Raw genomic sequence first — 21,828 nt, 5'->3', positions numbered from 1 at the left:
TCGACCGGTGAGTGATCGTGGCTTCGCCCGGCCGCGCGAGGTGCCGGTACCCGGCCACTTCGCGGGTGCGGCTCGACCAGGCGGTGGCCGGCAACGACCTGGACGCCGACGGTCCGGCGCCGACGACCGCGACCGGTTTCCCGCGCTGTTCCTGCGGGCCGGGCGCGACCGCTCGCACGAGGCCGGCCCCGAGGCGGCCGGCCACGGCGCCGACCTCTGGCACCGCGTCACAGGGCCACGAAATTAAGCCCTCTCTTCTTCAGCGCGGGGATGATCGTGCGGTACGCCGCGATCGTGTCGGGCTGGTTGAAGTCGTGCGAGAGGACGATCGCGCCGCGGTGGGTGCGGTGGAGCACGATGTCGATCACCCGCTGCTGATGCTGCTGGTGTGTCTCGCCGCGCGGGTGGCTCCAGTCGCGGGGATCGACCTTCCAGTAGAGGGAGGTCATCCCCATCCGGGCGGCGACGCCGACCAGCCGGGGGGTGAAGTTGCCGCCCGGGGCGCGGAAATACTTCAGCTCCGCGTTCGGCGCGGCGGCGTGGATGGCGTCGGCGGTGCGCCGCAGGTCCGACTCGATCACCGCCGCCGGCTGCTTGCCGATGGTGAGGCTATGGCTCCAGGTGTGGTCACACAGGGTGTGCCCGGCGGCGACGATCCGCCGTACCAACTCGGGATTTCGGCGTACGTTCTCGCCGATCAGGCAGAACGTCGCCTTGATGTGGTACTGGGCCAGCAGGGCGAGCATCTTCGGCGTCTGCACCGGGTCCGGCCCGTCGTCGAAGGTGAGGGCGACAGCGGCCGAGCCGGTCGTCATGAGGCTGCCGGCCGGGCCGGAGCCTCGCGCGGTCGCGCTCGGGCTCGCGGTCGCGCTCGAGCTCGCGCTCGCGGTCGGGCTCGGTGAGACCGGGGCCGACGACGGCGGCGGCGCCGGCGTGCTGGGGGCCGCCGTGGCTGAGGACGGGCTCGGCGCGGGGGTCTCGCCGGGGGCTCGCGTCTCGCCGTGCGAACAGGCGGACAGGGTGAGAGCGCTGATCAGGAGCAGGGGAACGGCTTTGCGGAGGATCGCCATCGGTCTACTTCGCGCCGATCGTCTTGGCGACCCAGGCCCGCGCCTTGGTGATGTCGGCGACGGCGACGACAGCCTCCCGGTCGGAGGCGGTGAAGACACCGGCCAAGACGGCGCGGCCCTTCTTGGTGTACGTCAGCGCGGGCGCCCCGGAGTCGCCGCCCACCGGAAGGCCGGACCGCTTCTCGGCGCAGTAGTCGGCCGTGCCGGCGAGCAGATCACAGCGCTTGTCGGTGTGCGCGATCACGCGGACGGTTGCCTGCCGAAGCAGGTTCGACTGGCACGAACTCTCGTTCGGTTCGCAGGTGGCGCCCCAGCCCTGAACGGTCAGCAGCGTCCCCCGCTTGGCCGGCGTGGCCGTCTTGGCGGGAAGCGGGATCGGGGTGACCTTGACCGGCGGGATCTCCACCAGTGCCACGTCGGCGTTCGGTGCGAACACGGTGTGCCCCGGGATCCGTTTCACCACCTGCCCCCGGCGCTGGTCGAGCCGGCCGACCCGGAAGCTGATGTCGGAGTTGTCGAACCGAACGCAGTGCCCGGCCGTGATGATCCACCGCGGCGCCACCACCGCGCCGGTGCAGATGGGCTGACCGTCCTCGTAGACCCGGACGGCCCAGGGCGCGCTCGTCGCGAGCTTGCCACCCACGATCGCCTGAGCCGGGGTGACCGGCGACACGGCCAGGGCAGCCCCACCCGCCACGGCGGCGACAAGGGCGGCGAACGATCGTCGAGAGAACATGGCACGGTTCCTTCACATCGGCGGAGCAGGCCCGCCCGACGCTAATCCGAGTTGATCAAGACGATCTCCCCGATTCGTGCCACCCCCTGACCCGCCCGGCACCGAACAAAATGGTGAGCGTTTCCCGAGCTGCTGACCGATCATGGGGTCGTGGCAGGCAGACCTGGGGAAGCGCTCGTCCTCGACATCGATCAGCCGGCTGTTCCCGCGCTGAGAGTGGAAGCCGCGGGCCGGGGGTGCCTCGCGCTTCGTCAGAACGACGCCGTCGCCCTCTTGGCCCATGTCGACCGTGACCGCTCCGGCGTGGAGTACGCGGTGACCGGTCATTTCCGGTCACCGATCCCCCCTGTCCGCGCCGCGCGAGCGGCGGCCGTCGGGTCCGAGGAGTCAAGCGTCGTCCGGCATGGCCGGTGGGCATACCATTTCGCCCGAGCGCTGACCGCTACCGCTGGTGGACCACTGCACGCCGGCCGCTGGGCGCTGAGTCCCGAGGCCACCCACCTGCGGCCGGTCGGCCGGGCATCCACCCCGGCGGAAAGATGGCGAGAGCTCCTCGTGCCGGAAAGCCAGGGCTATATCGACTGGTTCGTGGACAACGGAGCCTGGCGGGTCCTGCCGCTGCGCCCGCTGAGCGGCCGGAACGCGGGGCGGGTCAAGTCGTACCGTAAGCAGGTCGAAGCCGGAGTCCTCGCACCGATCCTGCTCTGGTGGATCAGCGGGCTCGACTGCTACGTCATCCTGGACGGCCACGACCGGCTTGTCGCCGCGCTCGCCGAGGACACGGAACCCCCGCTGCTGGCGCTGTCGTCGGTGAACGCCGAGCAGATCGCCCGGGATACAGAAACCGCGCTGAACAACTACAGCGCGTCGGCCGAGGCCATCGAACGTCAGGTGGCCCGGCACACGCCGGGAGCAGCGGAGGCGCTGGCCGGCGTCAACCGCCGTCTCGCCGAGAACCTCCGTACCATCGAGACCCGCTACGGCGCCACGCGCGCGTGGCCGTTGCGGGGCGGCACAGCCGGTTGGCACGTTCTGGCCGCAGCTCAAGCACCGACCTGGGACTTGCCCTAGTCGTACGTCCAGTTTCGCAACCCTGCGACAGTGGTCGATGGCCGGGGGGAGACGACAGGATGACGACGCCGGATGACTGGGTACGTTCGTTCGAGCTACAGGCGGAAGCGCAGGTGGCGCGGTCGCTCGAGTTGAGCCGCCGTCTGGAGGCGAACGTCGTCTCGGCGTCCTCGCCGGACGGTGAGGTGCGGCTGACCGTGGACTCGTCCGGTGGTCTGGCCAGCCTCGCGTTCGGGGCCGCGGCTCGTGATCTTCCGCTGGACGAGCTCGCGTCGCTGGTGCTGCGGACGTCGCGCCGGGCCCAAGCCCAGCTCGCCGCGTCCATGAGGGAGGTGGCCTCGGAGATCTACGGGGGCGGCTCGGAAACCGCCTCGTTCCTGAGCAGCACGTACGCCGAGCGGTTCCCCGAGCCGGTCGAGGACGACGACGAGGGGCGCCGGACATGACTCAGCCCGACATTCAGATCAACTCCGAGGCGATGCGCCGGCACGCCGGCGTGGTCGACGAGACCGGGGCGATGATCGACAAGGGTGCGCAGGCCGGCGCGTGGGTGCGGGCCAGCAACGACGCGTACGGGGTGATGTTCGGCTGGTTCGCCGGGAAGCTGAACCCGGTCCAGGACGATCTGGTCGGCGGCATCAAAGAGGCCGCCACCGCGGCGCAGACGCTGGCCGATCTGATCCGGGCCACGGCCGACGACATGGACATCACCGACGCCAACGCGGCCCACCGGCTCGGGGGCAAGTGATGGCCGACAACCGGCCCGAGCTGGCCGCCCCGGACGCGGACCGCAAGTGGTACGAGGGCGCCGGTCTGGTGGAGTCCTCGGTCGGCACGATCGACTCGGCCCTCGGTGGCGAGTGGGGCGGCGCCGCCGGCAACGCGGGGGCGACCGCGCTCGGGGCGCTGGGCGCGGTCATGGACCCGTTGCAGGCGATCTTCGCGGCCGGTGTCGGCTGGCTGATCGAGCACGTGGAGGTGCTGCGTAAGCCGCTGGACGACCTGTGCGGCAACCCGAAGGAGATCGAGGCGCACGCGATCACCTGGCGCAACGTCCAGACCGAGCTGTTCAAGTCGGTCGAGACCTTCGTCGACGACGTCAAGTCCAGCACCGCGGAGTGGACGGCGCAGTCGGCGGACGCCTACCGGCACCGGGCGGCCGAGCACGCGACGAACGTCGCCGCCCTGGGCGAGGCGTGCGAGGCGCTGTCCAACCGCACCATCACCGCCGGCGCGATCATCGGCGTCGTCCGCAACACGCTCCGCGACATCATCGCCGAGATCATCGGGGCCATCATCTCGAAAGCCCTGCAATCACTCCTCGTCGTGACGATCCCGAAGATCGTCGCCGAGGTCGCCGTGCTGGTGGCCGAGTGCACCTCGAAGATCGTCAGCGTGCTGCAGAAGCTGACCACGGTCATCAGGCGACTCGCCCAGCAGGTCGGCAGGCTCGGCGGCCTGATGGAGACCCTGGCCGTGAAGATGCGGGAAGCCGCGCACGGCGCCAGTATTGTTGGCGCCTACCGACTGGAAGCCGCGGGCACCCGGATGGTAAACCCGACCAGTGGCCTGGCGGAGTGGGGAAAGGCGTACCAGACGGCGTTCTCGAAGATCAGCGATGGGCACACCGCCATCCACGGCACGGTGGGCACGGTGATCAAGGAGACCATCGTCAACTCCGCCCGGGCCAACGGGTCGCAGAACGCGGGGTCGACCCTGGACAAGATGACACCGAAGGATCCACCGGCGATCGATCTTCCGCTCTGACCGAGACAGGAGTGCCGCTTCCGTGGCTGAAGAATCCGAGCGCATGCGCGAGCTCCGCGAGCGGATGGACAGGCTCCAGCGGGCGACGGCCCCGGAGCCGCCGCCGGCGGCCGACGCCACGACGGTGTCCCCGGTCCAGCCGGGCAGTTCGGGGCGGCTGAAGGCCGTACTCAAGCTCGCCGGTCTTGTCCTTTCTCTGGTGGTGATCTTCCAGACGGCGTTCACGCTGATGTCGCTGAACGGCAAGGACTTCGACGACGCCCGCCGGGTCGGCCAGGCCAAGGTCGAGTCGTGCGAGCGGCGCGGCCCGGTCGGCGTGATCTACGGATACTGGGACGAGTGCCTGGTCTCGGTCGAGTGGAACGACGGCGTCCACCAGCGCTCCTACTTCGACAAGCCCCACCTGTTCCACGCCGGTGAGGTGGGCACGACAGTCGAGCTGGGCAACAACGGCTACGGCCGCAGCGGTCCCACCTACTCCCGCCCCGACTTCGAGCCGCGGCCTCTGCTGGCCACGCTCGGCATCATCCTGTTCGTCGTGGCCGCGATCCCGGGCGTCATCACGATCATCGCCCTGTGGTCCCTGGCCCAGGGAGCCCTCCAGCGCCTGTTCCGGCGCCGGTGAGAACGGCCGCTGTCTCGCGCAACGCGCCCAGGACCGTGCGGACCGCGAGCCGGTGCAGGCTTTCGGGCCGGGTGAGCACGTCGATGTGCCGCGCGGCGGGCAGGTCGGACAGCGGGCGCAGCACCACGCCCGGCTCGGGCCGGCTGGTGTAGCCCGGCAGCAGGGCGAGCCCGCCACCCGCCGCCACGATCGCGGCCACCACAGTGAACTCGTTGACCCGGTGGACGATGTCGAGGGGACGGCCGGCGGCGGCCGCGATCGCCGTCAGGACGCCCTCCAGCGGGAAGCCCTCGCGGACGCAGATCCACGGTTCGGTGCTGACGTCGGCCGCCGTGAGCGTGGTGGTCGCCGCCAGCCGATGGTTCGCGGGCATCGCGACGTACAGCGGCTCGTGGACCAGCGGCACGACGGTGAGCCGGTCCGCCGGCCAGGGCGGGCTGTGCGCCAGCCGGTGCGCCAGCACCAGGTCGTAGTCGGCGACCAGGGCCGGGAAGCCGGCCTGGGCCACGTCCTCGTCCGAGAACCGCACCGGAGGCAGGCCGGTCCGGGCCAGCAGCGGCCCGAAGTAGGTCAGCCCGGCGCTGTGGAAGGCGGCCACCGTGACCGGCGCGGCCGGGTCGTCGAGGTAGGCGCCGACCGCCCGGCCGGCCCGGTCGAGCGCGGTGGCGACGTCGATCGCCGCGGCGGCGAGGGCCCGGCCCGCCTCGGTCAGCACCAGGCGGCGGCCGCTGCGCTCGGTGAGCGGCACCCGGGCCGAGCGTTGCAGCGACCGCAGCTGCTGGGAGACGGCCGAGGGGGTGATGTGCATCGCCCGGGCCACGGCGGCCACGCTGCCCCGGTCGCCGAGTTCCCGGAGCAGCCGCAGGTGATGCAGATCCATTAGGGCTCACTACATCGTTGGTTCAAAGGGACGCGTCTTGTCTTCACGATAACCCGGCGGCAGGCTGCGACCATGTCGATGAGCCGCACCGATCTGTTGCTGCTGGCCGTGGCGGTGGTATGGGGCAGCAGCTACCTGGCCGCGCAGACCCTCGTCCTGGCCGGCGGGGTCCTGGCCGTGCTGGCCCTGCGCTTCGCCGCCTCGGCGCTCACGCTGGCGCCGGCCATGGCCGGGCGGCGGCCGAGTCGCCCGGAGCTGCGCGTCGGTGCGCTGCTGGGCGTCACCCAGGCGACGGTGCTGGTGCTGGAGACGTACGGGGTGTCGATGACCAGCGCCACCAACGCCGGAGTGCTGATCAGCCTGACGATCCTGCTGACCCCGGTGCTGGAGGGCGCCGTGCGCCGGCGGTGGCTGCCGCACCGGTTCTTCGCCGGCGCGGCGGTCGCGGTGGCCGGCGTGGTCCTGCTCGTGGCCGGCCCGGGTCTGCGCGCGCCGACGGCCGGCGACGCCCTGATGCTCGCCGCCGCCGTAGTGCGCGCGGCCCACGTCACGCTCTCCGGACGGCTGACGGACGGCCGGCGGTACGACACGGTGACGCTCACCTGGGTGCAGATGGTGGTCGGGGCCGTCCTGTTCACGCTGCTCGCGGCGCCCGCCCTGCCGGCGGCGGTGCGGGCCTTCGGGCCGGGGCAGTGGCTCGGCGTGCTCTATCTCGCGGTGGGGTGCAGCGTCTTCGCGTTCCTGGTGCAACTCTGGGCGATCCGCCGTACGTCGGCGGCCCGCGCCAGCCTGCTGCTGGGCACCGAGCCGGTGTGGGCGGTGCTGATCGGCGTGGGCGTCGCCGGCGAACGCCTGACCCCGGTCGCGGTCGCCGGCATCGCCCTGGTCCTCGCCGGCACCTACTACGGCCAGCGCGTCGAGGCCGGCTACCGGAGCGGCGCGGTGAGCCGCCGCCGCGCCTGGGCGACGTCGTCTACGTACCCGAGTGGACGGTGATGTCGCGTACGGGCCGATCGAAGAGGACGCTCACCCTAGGGACCGTATCGGGCGGGGTGGTCATGGAGCGCTTCGACAGCACTGTACGCGCAGCCCCGGGCAGCGTCGTCAACTTCGTGCAGGGCGGCGACCTGCACGTCTATCGGCCCGATCCCGGTTTCCGGCTCGACCCGCTGGGCGCCGGCACGCCGGCCGTCCCCGAGGACTTCGGCCGTCAGCCCAGCCGGCTGCTAGCCGACGCCCACCGGTTCGTCGCCTTCCACGGCCGGGTCGAGGAGCTGGAGCGGCTGGGCGGGTGGCGCGACGCGCCGGACCGGTTCGGCGTCATGCTCATCCACGGCACCGGTGGGCAGGGCAAGACGCGTCTGGCCGGAGAGTTCGCGGTCCGGTCGGTCGCCGACGGCTGGACGCCGCTGACCGCCACGCCCGGCGGAGGAGTGGACGTCCGGCCGGCCCCGATCGGATCGTCCAGCCGGCTCGTGGTCGTGGACTACGCCGAACGCTGGCCGGTGCCGACGTTGCGGGCCTTGCTGGCCGACAAGCGGCTGCATGAGCGCTCGGCCCGGATCCTGCTGCTCGCCCGGCCCTCCGGCGGATGGTGGCGGCGGATCAGCCGGTTCCTGCGGGGACAGTTCGGCGTGACGGCCGAGGCGCTGGCGCTGGGGCCGCTGCCACCCGGTTCCGGGCAGCGGGAGCGCCTTTTCGAGGCGGCCCGGGACGGCTTCGCCCGGGCTCTGGACATTCCGGGTGGGCTCCGGGCCGTACCACCGGAAGCCTGGTCGGAGAATCCGACCGCGCTCGAGATTCAGATGGCCGCGCTCGCCGCCGTCTACGCGGCCGATCGCCGGGAGGACATCCCGTCCGATCCGGGCGTCCTGTCGGCGTATCTGCTGGAGCGTGAGTACGACCACTGGTCCGAGCTGCACGAGCGGGCGGTCGTGGGCACCCGCCCGGAGACGATGGCACGGATCGTCTACCTGGCGTGCCTGGCCGGTCCACTCGGGTACGCCGAGGCCGCCGCCCTGCTGACCTCGACCGGTCTGGCCGCGCCGGGCGACGAGGTGTCCCGGATGCTCGACGACCACCGGATGAGCTATCCGGCCGACGCCTTCGCGCCGATCCAGCCGGATCGGATGGCCGAGGACTACGTCGCGCTGCAGTCGACTGGTCACCGGGGATTTGAGACCGATCCGTGGACGGCCGGCAGGCTGCCCGAGGTGCTGGCTGCCCTGGCCGGGCCCGCGTGGCACCGGGTTCCGGCCTTCCTGGCCATGGCGGTCAGCGTGGCCCAGCGGTGGCCCGCTTTCGGCCACGAACAGCTGGGCGCGCTGCTCCGGGCCCATCCCGAGGCGGCGCTGGCGGCGGGCGGCCCCGTGCTGAGTCTGCTGGCCGGGCTCCGCGGTCTGGACGTGGCCACGCTGTCGGCATTGGAGGCCGTCATGCCGATGGACGGCCCGCCGGACCTGATGGAGCCGCTGGCGGTATTGACGAGGCGTCTCTACCGGCGCCAGCAACGCACCGACCCAGTCGCCCTTTACGCTCCCCTCGCTTACCGCCTCGCCCGGCGCCTGCTGGTGGCCGGGCATCTGGCCGAGGCCGAGGAGCCGGTCGACCTGGCGATCGCGCACTGGGCGCGGCGGCCGGGCGCCGAGCTGGCCCGCGCCTACGGCTGCCGCGCCGAGATCCGGGCTGGTCTGGGCCGGCTGGGCGAGGCGCTGCAGGACTCGCGGACATCGCTCGCCCTGTGGCGGGAGGCGCGGGTGCTGGACGCCGACCGAGCCGCCCAGCTCGGTCAGCACGCGCTGTTGACCGAGGCGTCCGGGCTGTCGAAGGCGGCCGCGAGATATCAGGCCGATGCCACCGAGCTCTGGCGCAGACTCGCGGACGGCGACGAGCAACAGGCGGTCCGGCTCGCGCGGTCGCTGTCCGCCGAGGCCACCTACCGGCGGGCTACCTTCGCCGAGAGCGAAGCCGCCGCCGTGGCCCGGGAGGCCGCCGAGACGTGGTTGCGCGTCAACCGGGAGGCGCCGGACGACCGGTACCTTCTCGACCTGATCGACGCCTGGTCGGCCGTCGCCCTCTCGCGCCGGCTGCCCCTTGTGGTGCGGCTGGAGGCGGCGGACCGGGCGGTGACCGAACTCGGCCGGTTGAGCCAGGCCGACGTGACCCTGCTGCCCCGGGCCGCCCGGGCGCTGAGCACCTGGGCCGTTCTGCTGGCCTGGGCCGGGCGGCGGGACCAAGCCGTGGAGCGGCTTCGCACGGCCTACGCCGTCTCCAGCTGGCTGATCGAGCGGGACGGCCGCCGTAACCGGCACCTGCACGCGGCCATCCTGCTGGCGTATTCGCGATGCTGCGGCGACCCGGACGACCAGCGGGCGGCGGCTCAGGCCGCCGAGCGCCTCTACCGTGGTCCGGACGGCGAGGACGACCACGACGACCATGCGATCGACGAGATCGTCGCCGGCTTCCTCATCAGAGGGTTCGCGACCTGACCATCGACCGGGTGGCGTCGCCGGGTCACAATCGGTTCATGTCTCTGGAATGGATTCTGCCGCTGGCCGAAGCGGGCGGGACGGCCGTGGCGGCCGCCGCCGGCACCGAGGCGTGGAAGATGGCGCGGGAGGGAATCGGCCGGCTCTTCGGCCGGGACGACGCGAAGCGGGCGGCGCTTACGCAACGGCGGCTCGACGAGTCCGCGGCGGAGGTCGAGCGGGCGTCCGTCGCCGAGCGGGACACCGTCCGGAGCCGTCAGCGGGTGATCTGGCAGACGCGGCTGGCCGACCTGATCGAGGAGGAGCCCGCGGTCGCGGACGAGCTCCGCACCTTGATCACTCAACTGGGCGAGCGGCTGCCGGCCGAGCAGAACCTTTGGGTCATGCACGTCACGGCCGGCGCGCCGAACTCCACGGCGCAGGGCGTCCAGGGCGGCAACATCATCAATCACTAGTCCCGCGGAAGACCGTGACGAGTACGCGCAGCATGAGGACGGCCGAGACGACCAGCAGGCCGTAGCCCAGCAGGGGGAACAGGGCGACGCCGGTGCTGACCCGGGGGCCGCCGTCGGTGCCGAGCAGGAGGGCGGCCATCACGCCCGCGGTGGCGCCGATGACGGTCAGCAGCACCTGATGGAGCAGGCCGGTGACCAGGCGCCGGTCCTGGTCGTCGGCGAACAGCCGGACGTTGAGGCGCAGCCGGCCGTGTTCGATCGCGTCGCCGATCCGGTCGACGCGGCGGGGGAGTCCGCGCAGCATCGGCAGGATGGTGCTCAGCTCCTGTTCCAGGGCGTCGCGCAGGTTGTCCGGGGTGAGGGTGTCGGCGATCCGGCGGCCGGCCGACGAGCGCGCCTGTCCGACCAGATCGAATTGTGGATGTACGAGGGACAGCGTGCCCTCCAGGGTGGTGACCGCCCGGAACACGGCCGCGACCGACGGCGGCACACCGAGTCCGTGGGCGGCGAAGGTGGTCAGCAGCGCGGTGACCGCCGTGACGCCGACCGTGCTGCCCGGTGCCGCGTACCGCACGATGAGCGCGCCGACCACCCGCTGCAGTTCCCGCTCGTCGACGTCGCCGGGCCGGTCGAGCAGTTCCAGCAGCGCGTCGGTGACCGCAACCGAGTCGCCGCGGCCGACGGCCAGCAGCAGCCGGCCGATCGCGGTCCGGGTCACCGCGTCGATCCGGCCGACCGAGCCCAGGTCGAGCATGCCGAGCGCGCCGTCGGCGGTCAGCAGCAGATTTCCCGGGTGCAGGTCGACGTGGAAGATCCCGTGCACCAGGATCTGGTCGAGCATGCTGTCGAGCAGGCCGGACGCGATCTCCGCGCGCCGCCGCTCGTCGAGACGGTTCAGGTCCGGCGCGGCCGCGCCGAGCGGCGTGCCCGGCAGGCGGTCCATCACCAGGACCCTTTCGGAGCTCAATCGCGGGTACGGGGTGGGCACCCGCACGCCACGTTCGGGCGATCCGGCCAGCGCGGCGGCCATCGCCTGAAGGTTGTCGCGCTCGACGGTGAAGTCCAGCTCCTCGCGCAGGGCCGCCGCGAATCCTCGGGCCAGACCGCGTACGCCGAACGCCCGGCCCCAGGCCGTCCGTTCCTCCAGCATGTCGCCCAGCCGGAGCAGGATGTCCAGGTCGCGTTCGACGATCCGGGCGATGCCGGGCCGCCGCACTTTCACGACGACCTCGGTGCCGTCGGCCAGCCGGGCCGTGTGCACCTGGGCCACCGACGCGGCGGCCAGCGGTTCCGGGTCGATCTCGCGGAAGACCTCGGCGGCCGGCCGGCCCAGTTCGGCGGCGAGGACCGCCTCGATCTGCGGCCAGGGGACCGGGGTGGCCCGGTCCTGCAGCGCGGTCAACTCCTCGATGAACTCGGCCGGCAGCAGGTCACGCCGGGTGGACAGCAGCTGCCCGATCTTGACGAAGGTCACGCCGCCCTCGTCGAGGGCGGCCCGCAGCGAGCGGGCCAGTCGCCGCCGCGCCGCCGCCGACGTGGGGCCCGGCTGCGGCCGCCCCCGCAGGAACCGGCCCAGGCCGTGCCGCAGCACGATCCGGACGATCGTCGAGTAGCGCCGGGTGCGTTCGATCCGGCGCCGCAGGCCCCGCGCGGCCTCGACCGGCCCCGGCAGCGACCCCGTGGGCAGCAGCACCTCGAGAACGACCAGCGCGGCCATGGCGAGCAGGGCGGCGATGATGAGCGACGCGGTGGCCAGCAGGAAAGCCTCGCCGCCGCTGACCGTCCCGGGGTCGGCCGGGGCGAAGGCGGACAGGATCGGCGCCGTCACGATCATGGCGAGCACGGCGGCCAGCAGGGCGCGGACGAAACCGACCCGGACACCGAGGAGCCGGCGGATGACCGCGGCGAACGCCAGCACGGTCACGACGACGATGGGGACGAACAACAGTATCGACAGGGCTCGTTCCACGAGGAGTGACGATAACGGCAGGATCTGCGGTATGGGTGACAGGTTTCCGCGCGGGGTCGACAGGGCTCTGCGCCGGGCCGGCTGGTTTCCCGGCCGGCGGGTCGACACCACGCCGTGGCGGGACGCCGTCGACGGCATCACCATGCATCCGGCGGCCCGGGCGTTCCTGGCCGAGTTCGGTGGTCTGGCGGTGGACGTCCACGGCTTCGGCCGGACCGCCGCCAAGGAGCCGTTCGAGGTGGATCCGGCCCTGTGCGCGGGCGAGGAGGACCGGTTCCGGGAGTGGAGCGAGATCCTCGGCCGGTCCCTCTACCCGCTGGGCGAGCTCGACCACGGCCGGTTCTTCCTCGGTATCGACGACCGGGGATCGCTCTATCTGGTCGTCGATTGGCTGGCCGTGTTCGACGGTCCGGCCGATGCCGGGCTGATCGCCCTGTGCCGCGGTGTCATGCCTCGGCCGGTACGACAGCAGCGGTGCAGTGGCTGTTAAAAATCGCAATGGTAAAAGTGTTACGCCGGTATCGCCGTAACAGTCTTTAGCGATTTCCGGAATGTGAATAGCGTGTCAAGTATTGACTCACTTCTATTCCATGCTTAGCGTTTGACGGCACAGGTTGTTAACGTTCACCATTCGCGGCCCTGAGTGTGGGTTCTTTCCTGAGGGCAGCGTTCACCGGCCACATCCGAAGCCGACGACGAAGGTGATCAGCTCATGAGAGCACGCGCTTCAGTGGCGGCAGCAACCGCCGTTCTCACCGCCGCCGGCATGGTGGCGACCGTTATCGGTACCGCGTCCCCGGCCGCCTCGCACCCGGTGAACGCGGCCGACTTCCAGCAGGTCGAACTCGCCCGCGGGGTGGGCGAACTGGGCGAGCCGATGTCGATGGCGGTGCTGCCGGACCGCTCGGTGCTGCACACGGCCCGCAACGGCGTCCTGCGCCGCACCACCGCGACCGGGGTCACCAGCACGATCGGCACCCTGCCCGTCTACACGCATGACGAGGAAGGGCTGCAGGGCGTCGGGGTGGATCCGGGCTTCTCCAGCAACCGGTTCATCTACCTCTTCTACGCGCCGCCCCTCTCCACGCCCAGTGGAGACGCCCCGGCCACCGGCACGGACTTCTCCGTGTGGAACGGCGTGAACCGGCTGTCCCGGTTCACGCTCAACGCCGACTTCACCCTGAACACCGGCAGCCAGGTGACCGTCCTGGAGGTTCCCACCAACCGGGGCATGTGCTGCCACGTCGGCGGCGACATCGACTTCGACGCCGCCGGCAACCTCTACCTGTCCACCGGCGACGACTCGAACCCGTTCGACTCCGGCGGCTACGCGCCCCTCGACGAGCGCGGCGACCGCAACCCGGTCTACGACGCGCAGCGCAGCGCCGGCAACACCAACGACCTTCGCGGCAAGGTTCTCCGGATCAAGGTGAACGCCGACGGGTCGTACTCGATCCCCTCGGGCAACCTGTTCCCGCCCGGCACCGCCCGGACCCGGCCCGAGATCTACGCGATGGGCCTGCGCAACCCGTTCCGGATCGGCGTCGACAAGGCGACCGGCGTGCTGTACGTCGGCGACTACGGACCCGACGCCGGCACGGCCAGTTCGGCGCGCGGGCCGGCGGGCCAGGTGGAGTTCAACCGCATCACCTCCGCCGGCAACTACGGCTGGCCCTACTGCACCGGCTCGAACACCACGAACGAGACCTACGTGGACTACACGTTCCCGTCGGGTCCCTCGGGAAGCCGGTTCAACTGCGCCGCACCGGTGAACAACTCGCCGCGCAACACCGGCCTGACCAACCTGCCGGCCGCCCGCGCCGCGTGGATCAAGTACGACAACTGCTCGCTGGCCGCGTTCGGCTGCGGATCGGAGTCGCCGATGGGCGGCGCCGTCTACCGGTACGACGCGTCCAACCCGTCCACGGTCAAGTTCCCGGCGACCCTGGACGGGCACTTCTTCGCGATGGAGTTCGGCCGTCGCTGGATCAAGACCATCGACGTCAACGCCGACGGGTCGGCCGGGCAGATCAGCGACTTCCCGTGGCGCGGCACGCAGGTCATGGACAGCGCCTTCGGCCCCGACGGAGCCCTGTACGTGCTGGACTACGGCACCGGCTGGGGCAACGGCGACGCCAGCTCGGCCCTGTACCGCATCGAGTACAACGGGGCCGGCAACAACCAGGCGCCGATCGCCCGCGTCGCGGCCAACCCGTCGTCCGGCGCGGCCCCGCTGACCGTCAACTTCTCCTCGAGCGGTTCGTCGGACCCCGAAGGCGGTGCGCTGACCTACGCCTGGAACTTCGGGGACGGCGGCACGTCCTCGGCGGCCAACCCCAGCCACACCTACACCACCGCCGGCGAGCGTACGGTGACCCTCACCGTGACCGATCCCGCCGGCCTCACCGCCAGCGCCTCGATGACGGTCACGGTGGGCAACACCGCGCCCACGGTCGTGCTGAACACGCCGGCCGACGGGGCCCTGTTCAGCTTCGGTGACAACGTGCCGTACACGATCACGGTGTCGGATCCCGAGGACGGCGCCGTCGACTGCAGCCGGGTCAAGCTGAGTTACCTGCTCGGTCACGACGACCACGCGCACCCGATCAGCTCGGCCACCGGATGTTCGGGAACGCTGCGGATCCCGGTGGACGGCGAGCACGACACCGCGGCCAACCTGTTCGCGGTCCTCGACGCGGAATACACCGATCTGGGCGCCAACGGCCAGCCCGCGCTGACCACCCGCGCACAGAAGATTCTCCAGCCGCGGCACCGGCAGGCCGAGCACCGCGGCACCCAGTCCGGCACCTCGTTGTACAGCAAGACGACCGCCGAGGGCGGCCAAACCGTCGGTGACATCCAGAACGGCGACTGGATCGCGTTCTCGCGGTACTCCCTCGCGGGCGAGAACCGGTTCACGGCCCGGGTGTCGTCCGGCGGCGCCGGCGGCACGATCTCGGTCCGCGCCGGATCGGCCACCGGCACCGTGCTCGGCTCGGTCACCGTGCCGGTCACCGGCAGCTATGAGACCTTCACCGACGTGTCGACGACTCTGTCCAACGTCCCGTCCGGCACCACCACTCTGTATCTGACCTTCCAGGGCGGATCCGGGACGCTGTTCGACGTCGACGCCTTCACGTTCGGTGCCACCTCCACCGGTGGCGGTACGGGCCGGATCGTCGGCGCGAGCGGGTCGTGCGTCGACGTCAACGGCTCGGCGACCACCGACGGCACCAAGATCCAGCTGTGGACCTGCAACAACGGGGCCAACCAGCAGTGGACCCGCACCGGCAGCACCTGGCGCGCGCTGGGCAAGTGCATGGGCGTGGCCGGCGGTGCCACGGCCGACGGCAGCCTGGTGCAGCTGTCGGCCTGCACCGGCTCGGCCGCCCAGAACTGGACCGCCGGGACCAACGGATCCCTGGTCAACGGCCAGTCGAACAAGTGCCTCGACGCCAACGGCGGCAGCTCCGCCAACGGCACCCAGCTGATCATCTGGACCTGCCACGGCGGCACCAACCAGCGCTGGACCCTGCCATGAGAGGAATCCCGGCCATGCGCCCACTCACTTCCAAAATCCTCGGCGTGGCGGCGGCGGTGCTGCTGACCCTCGCGGGCACCGGCGGCCCGGCCCGCGCGGCCGACGCACCGTACGACGTGCTGGTGTTCTCCAAGACCGCCGCTTTCCGGCACGACGCGATCCCGGCCGGCATCCAGTTGATCCGGGAGCTGGGCGCGGCCAACAGCTTCACGGTGACCGCCACCGAGGACGCCGGCCAGTTCACCGCGGCCAACCTGGCCCAGTTCGAGGCCGTCGTCTTCCTCAACACCACCGGCGACGTGCTCAACTCCACGCAGCAGACCGCCTTCGAGAATTACATCCGGGCCGGCGGCGGATACGTCGGTGTGCACGCCGCCTCGGACACCGAATACGACTGGCCGTTCTACGGCGAGCTGGTCGGGGCGTACTTCGCCTCGCACCCGGCGATCCAGCCGGCCACCGTGCGGACGGAGAACCGGGCCCACGCCGCCACCGCCGGGCTGGCTCCGGCGGCGACCCGGACCGACGAGTGGTACAACTTCCGGACCAACCCCCGGTCGTCGGCCCGGGTACTGTCCACACTGGATGAGTCGACCTACTCGGGCGGCACGATGGGCGGCGACCACCCGCACACCTGGTGCAAGACCTACCAAGGTGGTCGCTCCTTCTACGCGGGTGGCGGGCACACGCAGGCCAGTTACAGCGAGGCCGGCTTCCGGGCGCTGATCCTCGGCGGCATCAGGTACGCGGCGAACCGCACCAAGGCCGACTGCCGGCCGGAGACCGGCTACACCACCCTCTACAACGGTTCCACCACCGGCTGGTCGCAGGCCGGACCGGGGAGTTTCGCCAACAGCAACGCGACGCTCACCTCGTCCGGTGGGCCGGGCATGCTGTGGTACAGCGCCAAGGAGTTCCGCTCGTACTCGCTCAAGCTCGACTGGATGACGCCGGGCGATGACAACTCCGGCGTGCTGCTCGGATTCCCGGCCGGCAGCACCCCCGACTCGGCCCAGACCACCGGCTACGAGGTGCAGATCGACGCCACCGACTCGGCCGACCGGACCACCGGCTCGGTGTACGGGTCCCAGTCGGCCGACATCGCCGCCCGCGACGCGGCCCTGAACCCGCCGGGCGAGTGGAACACCTACGAGCTGCTGGTCGAGGGCGAACGTCTCCAGGTCCTGCTGAACGGCGTCCTGATCAACGACTTCACCAACACGGACCCGGCCCGGTCGCTGACCTCCGGCTACATCGGCCTCCAGAACCACGGAACCGGTGACGACGTGTCGTTCCGCAACGTCCGGATCAAGGAATTGGGCGGCACGACGCCTCGGACGGGCCCGATCACCAGCGCCGGCGGCAAGTGCGTCGACGTCAGCGGCGCCAGCTCGGCCGACGGCACGAAGATCCAGCTCTGGCGCTGCACGGGCGGCGCCAACCAGCAGTGGACGGTCAACGGAAGCACCCTGCGCTCGCTCGGCAAGTGCATGGGCGTCGCCGGCGGCAGCACCGCGAACGCCGCGCCGGTCCAGCTGTCGACGTGCAACGGCTCCGGCGGCCAGAACTGGGCCCCCGGAACCAACGGCTCGCTGGTGAACCCCCAGTCGGGCAAATGCCTGGACGCCAACGGCGCCGGCACCGCGGACGGGACCCAGCTCATCATCTGGACCTGCCACGGCGCCGCCAACCAGCGCTGGACCCTTCCGTGACGCGACGCGGGGAGACCTCACATGGGTGACGTGACACGCAGGAAGCTCCTGGCCGCGGGCGTGGCCGGGGCCGGGGCGGCGCTGATGCCGGCCGGGTGGACCGCGGCGGCCAAGGCCGGTGCGGCGCCGCCGGCGGGTGTGCTGGCCGCCGGGGATCTGGCGCTCTGGTACGACGAGCCGGCCGGAACGGACTGGCTGCGGGCCCTGCCCGTCGGCAACGGGCGCCTCGGGGCCATGGTGTTCGGCAACATCGACACCGAACGGCTCCAGCTCAACGAGGACACCGTGTGGGCGGGTGGCCCCTACGACTCGGCGAACACGCGCGGCGCGGCCAACCTGGCCGAGATCCGCCGGCGGGTGTTCGCCGACCAGTGGGTCGCGGCCCAGGATCTGATCAACCAGACGATGCTCGGCAACCCCGTCGGGCAGCTGGCCTACCAGCCCGTCGGTAACCTGCGGCTCGCCGTCGGCAGCGCCTCCGGCGCGTCGCAGTACGACCGCACGCTCGACCTGACCACGGCCACGGTGACCACCACGTACGTGCAGAACGGCGTGCGCTATCAGCGGGAGGTGTTCGCGAGCGCGCCGGACCAGGTGGTGGCGGTCCGCTTGACGGCCGACCGGGCCAACGCGATCACCTTCAGCGCCACGTTCGACAGCCCGCAACGGACGACCACGTCCAGCCCGGACTCCGCGACGATCGCCCTCGACGGCATCTCCGGCGACATGGAGGGCCTCGCCGGCTCGGTCCGGTTCCTCGCCCTGGCCGGCGCGAGCGTCACCGGGGGCACGGTCAGCAGCTCGGGCGGCACGCTCCGGGTCTCCGGCGCCACGAGCGTCACCGTGCTGGTGTCCATCGGCTCCAGCTACGTCAACTACCGCACGGTCAACGGCGACTACCAGGGCATCGCGCGGGGACACCTCGCCGCCGCCCGCACCGTCGGCTTCGACCAGCTGCGCGCCCGGCACGTGGCCGACCACCAGGCGCTGTTCAGCCGGGTGACGATCGACCTGGGCCGTACCTCGGCGGCCGACCAGACCACCGACGTGCGCATCGCCCAGCACGCGAGCGTCAACGACCCGCAGCTGTCGGCCCTGCTGTTCCAGTACGGCCGTTACCTGCTGATCGCCTCCTCCCGGCCGGGGTCCCAGCCGGCCAACCTGCAGGGCATCTGGAATCAGGAGATGGCCCCGTCCTGGGATTCCAAGTACACCGTCAACGCGAACCTGCCGATGAACTACTGGCCGGCCGACACCACGAACCTGTCCGAATGCTTCCTGCCGGTCTTCGACATGATCAAGGATCTGGCGGTGACCGGGGCCCGCACCGCACAGGTCCAGTACGGCGCGGGCGGATGGGTGACCCACCACAACACCGACGCCTGGCGCGGGTCGTCGGTCGTCGACGGCGCGTTCTGGGGCATGTGGCAGACCGGCGGCGCCTGGCTGGCCACGATGATCTGGGACCACCACCTGTTCACCGGTGACGTCGCGTTCCTCCGGGCCAACTACCCGGCGATGAAGGGCGCCGCGCAGTTCTTCCTGGACTCGCTGGTGGCCCACCCCACCCTCGGGTATCTGGTCACCAACCCCGCGAATTCCCCGGAGCTGGCCCACCACGCGAACGCCAGCGTCTGCGCGGGGCCGACGATGGACAACCAGATCCTGCGCGACCTGTTCACCGGTGTCGCCCGCGCCACCGAGGTCCTTGGCGTGGACGCGGCCTTCCGCACCCAGGTGCTGGCGGCCCGGGACCGGCTGGCGCCGACCCGGGTCGGTTCGCGCGGCAACATCCAGGAGTGGCTCGCCGACTGGGTGGAGACCGAACGCACCCACCGGCACGTCTCCCACCTGTACGGCCTGCACCCGAGCAACCAGATCACCCGGCGCGGCACACCCCAGCTCTACCAGGCCGCACGCCAGACGCTGGAACTGCGCGGCGACGACGGGACGGGCTGGTCACTGGCGTGGAAGATCAATTTCTGGGCGCGGCTGGAGGACGGGGCGCGCGCCCACAAACTCCTGCGCGATCTGGTGCGGACGGACCGGCTCGCGCCGAACATGTTCGACCTGCATCCCCCGTTCCAGATCGACGGCAACTTCGGCGCCACCTCCGGCATCGCCGAGATGCTGCTGCACAGCCACAACGGCGAGCTGCATGTGCTGCCCGCGCTGCCGTCGGCCTGGCCGGCCGGCAGCGTCAGCGGGCTGCGCGGCCGCGGCGGACACACGGTCGGCGCCACCTGGAGCACCACCCGGACCGAGTTCTCCATCACGCCCGACCGCGCCGGCCCGGTCCGGGTCCGCGGCCGGGTCTTCACCGGCACGTTCGAGATCCGCGACGAGACGAGCGGCGCGGTGGTACAGGCGACTCGGCTGGAGACCGATCTGGTCGAGTTCGCCGGCCAGGCCGGCCACACCTACCGCGCGTCGGCCACCCGGTCGGGGCCGGTGGAGACCGGCGTGTACTACCGGCTGGTGGCCCAGCACAGTCAGAAGGCGGCCGACATCAACGGCGCGTCGGCCACCGCCGGCGCGCAGCTGATCCAGTGGCAGCCCACCACCGCCCTCAACCAGCAGTTCGATTTCCTGGCCTCGGACGGCGGCTACCACCGGATCCGGGCCCGGCACAGCGGGCTGGTGCTGCAGGTCGCCGGGAACGGCACCGGCGCCGACATCACCCAGCAGCCGGACACGAACGCCACCAGCCAGCAGTGGCGGGTGGAGGACCAGGGCGGGGGAGTGGTCCGGCTGCTCAACCGCCAGAGCGGGCTGGCCATGGACGTGTGGCAGGCCGCCACCGCCGACGGCGCCCGGATCTCGCAGTGGACACCGGGCGCCGGCGCCAACCAGCGTTTCCAGCTCCAGCGCCTGTGACCCCGACGGCACGGAGAACCTGATCACTTCCTGACGTCCGCTGGTCAGGCTGGCTCCCGGCCGGGAGCCAGCCCGGCCACGGAGACAGGGAGTCAGATCATGCGGAGACTGGTGGTGGCGGTCGTGGCGCTGAGCGCGCTGACCGCCTGCGACAAGCCGGCCGAGGACACGAGCACGGCGAAGGTGGCGACCCTGGTCAGCCCGTCGGCCTCGACCTCGGCCCCGGCGTCGGCCTCGCCGAAGGCTCAGCGGCCCCGGGAGCGGCTGGACACGACACCGGAGGAGTTCGAGGCGCTGCTCGGGCCGTACAACAAATGCCTGTCCGACCACGGCGGCATGGTCAAGGGCAGCACGATCGAGCAGGAGCGGAAGAAGGCACAGACCGGGCCGGTCGGCGTATCGGGGAAGCAGACCGAGAAGTTCGAGGCGGCCAACAAGATCTGTGAGCCGCAGTTCTACCCGCTGCCGCCGTGGGAGAAGGATCCGGCCAACCCGGAGGCCAAGGACTTCGCGCGGGAGACGGTGAAGTGCCTCAAACAGAAGGGCGTCCGGTACGTCGAGATCAGCGACGACGGGCTCAGCATCGCGCTGGGCGGTGACCAGAACGACGCGAAGTCCATTTCGATGGGCCTCGACCTGATCCCCGGTTGCGAGCGCGACATCGCCGCCCGGAAGTAGCTCAGGAGACGGCCGCCCGTGGGGTGAGGCGGGCGGCCCTCGGACAGGATGTCCACGGTGTTCAGGCGTACGGTGCGATCGCCGCCGCCGTCAGGCCGCACGACAGGTAGCCGTCGAGGGTGTGGAAGTCGACCGCGCCGAGGTGCGCTTCGTCGTGCCGGTCGACGGGGAAGCGGTCGCCGAGGCGAGCCGGAACGGCCACCAGGTCGCCCGGGTCGGCGATGTTCACCCAGCGCGCCACTCCGGCCGGGCGGGCGCCGCGGCCGTCGCGCGGTTCCGGCACCAGACCCTCGAAGACGACACCGGGCAGGGCCAGCGGGGAACCGACGGTGACGAGGAGATCGACGTCGTGGCCGGGGTTGGCGCACAGCGCCTCGTAGGTCACCACGGAGCCCAGCGAGTGGGCTACCACGATCCGGGCGCCGCTGCCCACGATCGCCTCCATGACGATGTCGCGGCAGCGCTCCCGGACTCCGGGCCGGGTCATGTACACGTAAACCTCACGCAGGAAGGCCGACATGAGACGGCCGACGATCTCGGCGCTCCGGCGGTGCCGGCGGGCCACCCAATCGAGCCCCTGCCGCAGCGGATAGGTGACCGGCCCTTGCGCGGCCTCGTCCGGTGCGCCCAAGGCTTCGATCCACGACCAGGCCCAGCGCTGTTCGTCCGGAGTGAGCCGGTCGAGATCCGGGACGGCGCCCTGCGCCCCGTCGTTCAGCAGATGCGCGTAGTAGGTCCCGGCGACCGACGGTGGCGCCGTGGTGAGGCCCGCGGCCCGATATCCGGCGGCGAGACTCAGGCTCCACTTCGACGCCAGCGCCACCGCCGCGGCCTCGGGCGCCGCGCGCCGGCGGTTCCAGATACCGTGGACGGCGACTACGGGCGAGCTCATGGTGGCGGGTTCCTTCCGCATCTTGACTCGATGAGGGTTTCTTCGAGACGCTAGCGAACCGGTCATA

Annotated in this window: 19 protein-coding genes; 14 read left to right on the top strand and 5 right to left on the bottom strand. The window is 71.4% G+C overall.

Features of this window, described 5'->3' with window-relative positions:
* Window positions 1-7: 7 nt before the first annotated feature.
* The gene (locus tag AB0C26_RS32520; protein ID WP_360255301.1) at window positions 8-247 is read left to right on the top strand and encodes a hypothetical protein; all 240 of its coding nucleotides are present in this window, start codon (window positions 8-10) and stop codon (window positions 245-247) included.
* On the opposite strand, the gene AB0C26_RS32515 is transcribed toward AB0C26_RS32520, so the two are convergent.
* Window positions 228-1,070, bottom strand: coding sequence for a polysaccharide deacetylase family protein (locus AB0C26_RS32515; RefSeq protein ID WP_360255298.1), 843 nt, complete (start codon window positions 1,068-1,070; stop codon window positions 228-230). The two genes, AB0C26_RS32520 and AB0C26_RS32515, sit on opposite strands and share 20 nt — an antisense overlap.
* 4 nt (window positions 1,071-1,074) lie before the next feature.
* Window positions 1,075-1,806 (bottom strand): trypsin-like serine protease, encoded by a 732-nt coding sequence (locus tag AB0C26_RS32510; RefSeq protein ID WP_360255295.1) that lies wholly within the window; start codon window positions 1,804-1,806, stop codon window positions 1,075-1,077.
* A 588-nt stretch (window positions 1,807-2,394) separates the two neighbouring features.
* Between AB0C26_RS32510 and AB0C26_RS32505 the strand changes: the two genes are divergently transcribed.
* From AB0C26_RS32505 to AB0C26_RS32485, 5 genes are read left to right on the top strand one after another with little or no spacing between them, the layout of a single operon-like run.
* Window positions 2,395-2,877 carry a hypothetical protein gene (locus AB0C26_RS32505; RefSeq protein ID WP_360255293.1) on the top strand — a complete coding sequence of 161 codons (483 nt, stop codon included), beginning with the start codon at window positions 2,395-2,397 and terminating at the stop codon, window positions 2,875-2,877.
* 59 nt (window positions 2,878-2,936) lie between these two features.
* Entirely contained in the window at window positions 2,937-3,323 is a 387-nt protein-coding gene (locus tag AB0C26_RS32500; protein ID WP_360255290.1) for a YbaB/EbfC family nucleoid-associated protein, read from the top strand.
* Window positions 3,320-3,625, top strand: coding sequence for a type VII secretion target (locus AB0C26_RS32495; protein WP_360255288.1), 306 nt, complete (start codon window positions 3,320-3,322; stop codon window positions 3,623-3,625). The genes AB0C26_RS32500 and AB0C26_RS32495 overlap by 4 nt, the downstream gene beginning before the upstream one ends.
* Complete coding sequence (locus AB0C26_RS32490; protein WP_360255286.1) at window positions 3,625-4,644, top strand: hypothetical protein; 1,020 nt, start codon at window positions 3,625-3,627, stop codon at window positions 4,642-4,644. Before AB0C26_RS32495 ends, AB0C26_RS32490 begins: the two co-directional genes overlap by 1 nt.
* A 22-nt stretch (window positions 4,645-4,666) precedes the next feature.
* Window positions 4,667-5,269, top strand: a complete 603-nt coding sequence (locus AB0C26_RS32485) for a DUF6346 domain-containing protein (RefSeq protein WP_360255284.1) — start codon at window positions 4,667-4,669, stop codon at window positions 5,267-5,269.
* Here the strand turns inward: AB0C26_RS32485 and AB0C26_RS32480 are convergent.
* On the bottom strand, window positions 5,211-6,149 hold the full coding sequence (locus AB0C26_RS32480) for a LysR family transcriptional regulator (RefSeq protein ID WP_360255281.1): 939 nt from the start codon (window positions 6,147-6,149) through the stop codon (window positions 5,211-5,213). The genes AB0C26_RS32485 and AB0C26_RS32480 overlap by 59 nt on opposite strands.
* Window positions 6,150-6,221: 72 nt before the next feature.
* On the opposite strand from AB0C26_RS32480, the gene AB0C26_RS32475 reads away from it, so the two are divergent.
* From AB0C26_RS32475 to AB0C26_RS32465, 3 genes are all read left to right on the top strand, one after another.
* On the top strand, window positions 6,222-7,145 hold the full coding sequence (locus AB0C26_RS32475; protein ID WP_360255278.1) for a DMT family transporter: 924 nt from the start codon (window positions 6,222-6,224) through the stop codon (window positions 7,143-7,145).
* Between the two features lie 62 nt (window positions 7,146-7,207).
* Window positions 7,208-9,637 (top strand): hypothetical protein, encoded by a 2,430-nt coding sequence (locus AB0C26_RS32470; protein WP_360255276.1) that lies wholly within the window; start codon window positions 7,208-7,210, stop codon window positions 9,635-9,637.
* A gap of 38 nt (window positions 9,638-9,675) precedes the next feature.
* On the top strand, window positions 9,676-10,092 hold the full coding sequence (locus tag AB0C26_RS32465; RefSeq protein WP_360255274.1) for a hypothetical protein: 417 nt from the start codon (window positions 9,676-9,678) through the stop codon (window positions 10,090-10,092).
* On the opposite strand, the gene AB0C26_RS32460 is transcribed toward AB0C26_RS32465, so the two are convergent.
* The gene (locus AB0C26_RS32460; RefSeq protein ID WP_360255271.1) at window positions 10,082-12,061 is read right to left on the bottom strand and encodes an AarF/ABC1/UbiB kinase family protein; all 1,980 of its coding nucleotides are present in this window, start codon (window positions 12,059-12,061) and stop codon (window positions 10,082-10,084) included. The genes AB0C26_RS32465 and AB0C26_RS32460 overlap by 11 nt on opposite strands.
* 31 nt (window positions 12,062-12,092) lie before the next feature.
* On the opposite strand from AB0C26_RS32460, the gene AB0C26_RS32455 reads away from it, so the two are divergent.
* The 5 genes from AB0C26_RS32455 (at window position 12,093) to AB0C26_RS32435 (ending at window position 20,869) form a co-directional block, all read left to right on the top strand.
* Entirely contained in the window at window positions 12,093-12,551 is a 459-nt protein-coding gene (locus AB0C26_RS32455) for an SUKH-3 domain-containing protein (RefSeq protein WP_360255269.1), read from the top strand.
* Window positions 12,552-12,773: 222 nt separating this feature from the next.
* Window positions 12,774-15,602, top strand: a complete 2,829-nt coding sequence (locus AB0C26_RS32450; protein ID WP_360255267.1) for a PQQ-dependent sugar dehydrogenase — start codon at window positions 12,774-12,776, stop codon at window positions 15,600-15,602.
* Between the two features lie 14 nt (window positions 15,603-15,616).
* Window positions 15,617-17,314 (top strand): ThuA domain-containing protein, encoded by a 1,698-nt coding sequence (locus tag AB0C26_RS32445; RefSeq protein WP_360255265.1) that lies wholly within the window; start codon window positions 15,617-15,619, stop codon window positions 17,312-17,314.
* A 21-nt stretch (window positions 17,315-17,335) separates the two neighbouring features.
* The gene (locus tag AB0C26_RS32440) at window positions 17,336-20,191 is read left to right on the top strand and encodes a glycoside hydrolase N-terminal domain-containing protein (RefSeq protein ID WP_360255263.1); all 2,856 of its coding nucleotides are present in this window, start codon (window positions 17,336-17,338) and stop codon (window positions 20,189-20,191) included.
* Window positions 20,192-20,290: 99 nt separating this feature from the next.
* A complete protein-coding gene (locus AB0C26_RS32435; RefSeq protein ID WP_360255260.1) occupies window positions 20,291-20,869 on the top strand; it encodes a hypothetical protein in 579 nt (192 codons plus the stop codon).
* A 61-nt stretch (window positions 20,870-20,930) separates the two neighbouring features.
* Here the strand turns inward: AB0C26_RS32435 and AB0C26_RS32430 are convergent, their stop codons facing one another.
* Entirely contained in the window at window positions 20,931-21,761 is an 831-nt protein-coding gene (locus AB0C26_RS32430) for a hypothetical protein (RefSeq protein ID WP_360255257.1), read from the bottom strand.
* Between the last annotated feature and the right edge of the window lie 67 nt (window positions 21,762-21,828).

Origin of the sequence: Actinoplanes sp. NPDC048796 (assembly GCF_040650035.1) — a bacterium.
Lineage (GTDB): Bacteria > Actinomycetota > Actinomycetes > Mycobacteriales > Micromonosporaceae > Actinoplanes.
This window is presented reverse-complemented; position numbering and strand designations above follow the sequence as displayed.

Bases quoted from the DNA above. Each gene is read 5' to 3' on its own strand.
- AB0C26_RS32430 (WP_360255257.1), bottom strand. From the start codon at position 21,761: ATGAGCTCGCCCGTAGTCGCCGTCCACGGTATCTGGAACCGCCGGCGC.
- AB0C26_RS32515 (WP_360255298.1), bottom strand. From the start codon at position 1,070: ATGGCGATCCTCCGCAAAGCCGTTCCCCTGCTCCTGATCAGCGCTCTC.
- AB0C26_RS32500 (WP_360255290.1), top strand. From the start codon at position 2,937: ATGACGACGCCGGATGACTGGGTACGTTCGTTCGAGCTACAGGCGGAA.
- AB0C26_RS32450 (WP_360255267.1), top strand. From the start codon at position 12,774: ATGAGAGCACGCGCTTCAGTGGCGGCAGCAACCGCCGTTCTCACCGCC.
- AB0C26_RS32465 (WP_360255274.1), top strand. From the start codon at position 9,676: ATGTCTCTGGAATGGATTCTGCCGCTGGCCGAAGCGGGCGGGACGGCC.
- AB0C26_RS32495 (WP_360255288.1), top strand. From the start codon at position 3,320: ATGACTCAGCCCGACATTCAGATCAACTCCGAGGCGATGCGCCGGCAC.
- AB0C26_RS32435 (WP_360255260.1), top strand. From the start codon at position 20,291: ATGCGGAGACTGGTGGTGGCGGTCGTGGCGCTGAGCGCGCTGACCGCC.
- AB0C26_RS32475 (WP_360255278.1), top strand. From the start codon at position 6,222: ATGTCGATGAGCCGCACCGATCTGTTGCTGCTGGCCGTGGCGGTGGTA.
- AB0C26_RS32490 (WP_360255286.1), top strand. From the start codon at position 3,625: ATGGCCGACAACCGGCCCGAGCTGGCCGCCCCGGACGCGGACCGCAAG.
- AB0C26_RS32440 (WP_360255263.1), top strand. From the start codon at position 17,336: ATGGGTGACGTGACACGCAGGAAGCTCCTGGCCGCGGGCGTGGCCGGG.
- AB0C26_RS32480 (WP_360255281.1), bottom strand. From the start codon at position 6,149: ATGGATCTGCATCACCTGCGGCTGCTCCGGGAACTCGGCGACCGGGGC.
- AB0C26_RS32455 (WP_360255269.1), top strand. From the start codon at position 12,093: ATGGGTGACAGGTTTCCGCGCGGGGTCGACAGGGCTCTGCGCCGGGCC.
- AB0C26_RS32445 (WP_360255265.1), top strand. From the start codon at position 15,617: ATGCGCCCACTCACTTCCAAAATCCTCGGCGTGGCGGCGGCGGTGCTG.
- AB0C26_RS32470 (WP_360255276.1), top strand. From the start codon at position 7,208: ATGGAGCGCTTCGACAGCACTGTACGCGCAGCCCCGGGCAGCGTCGTC.
- AB0C26_RS32510 (WP_360255295.1), bottom strand. From the start codon at position 1,806: ATGTTCTCTCGACGATCGTTCGCCGCCCTTGTCGCCGCCGTGGCGGGT.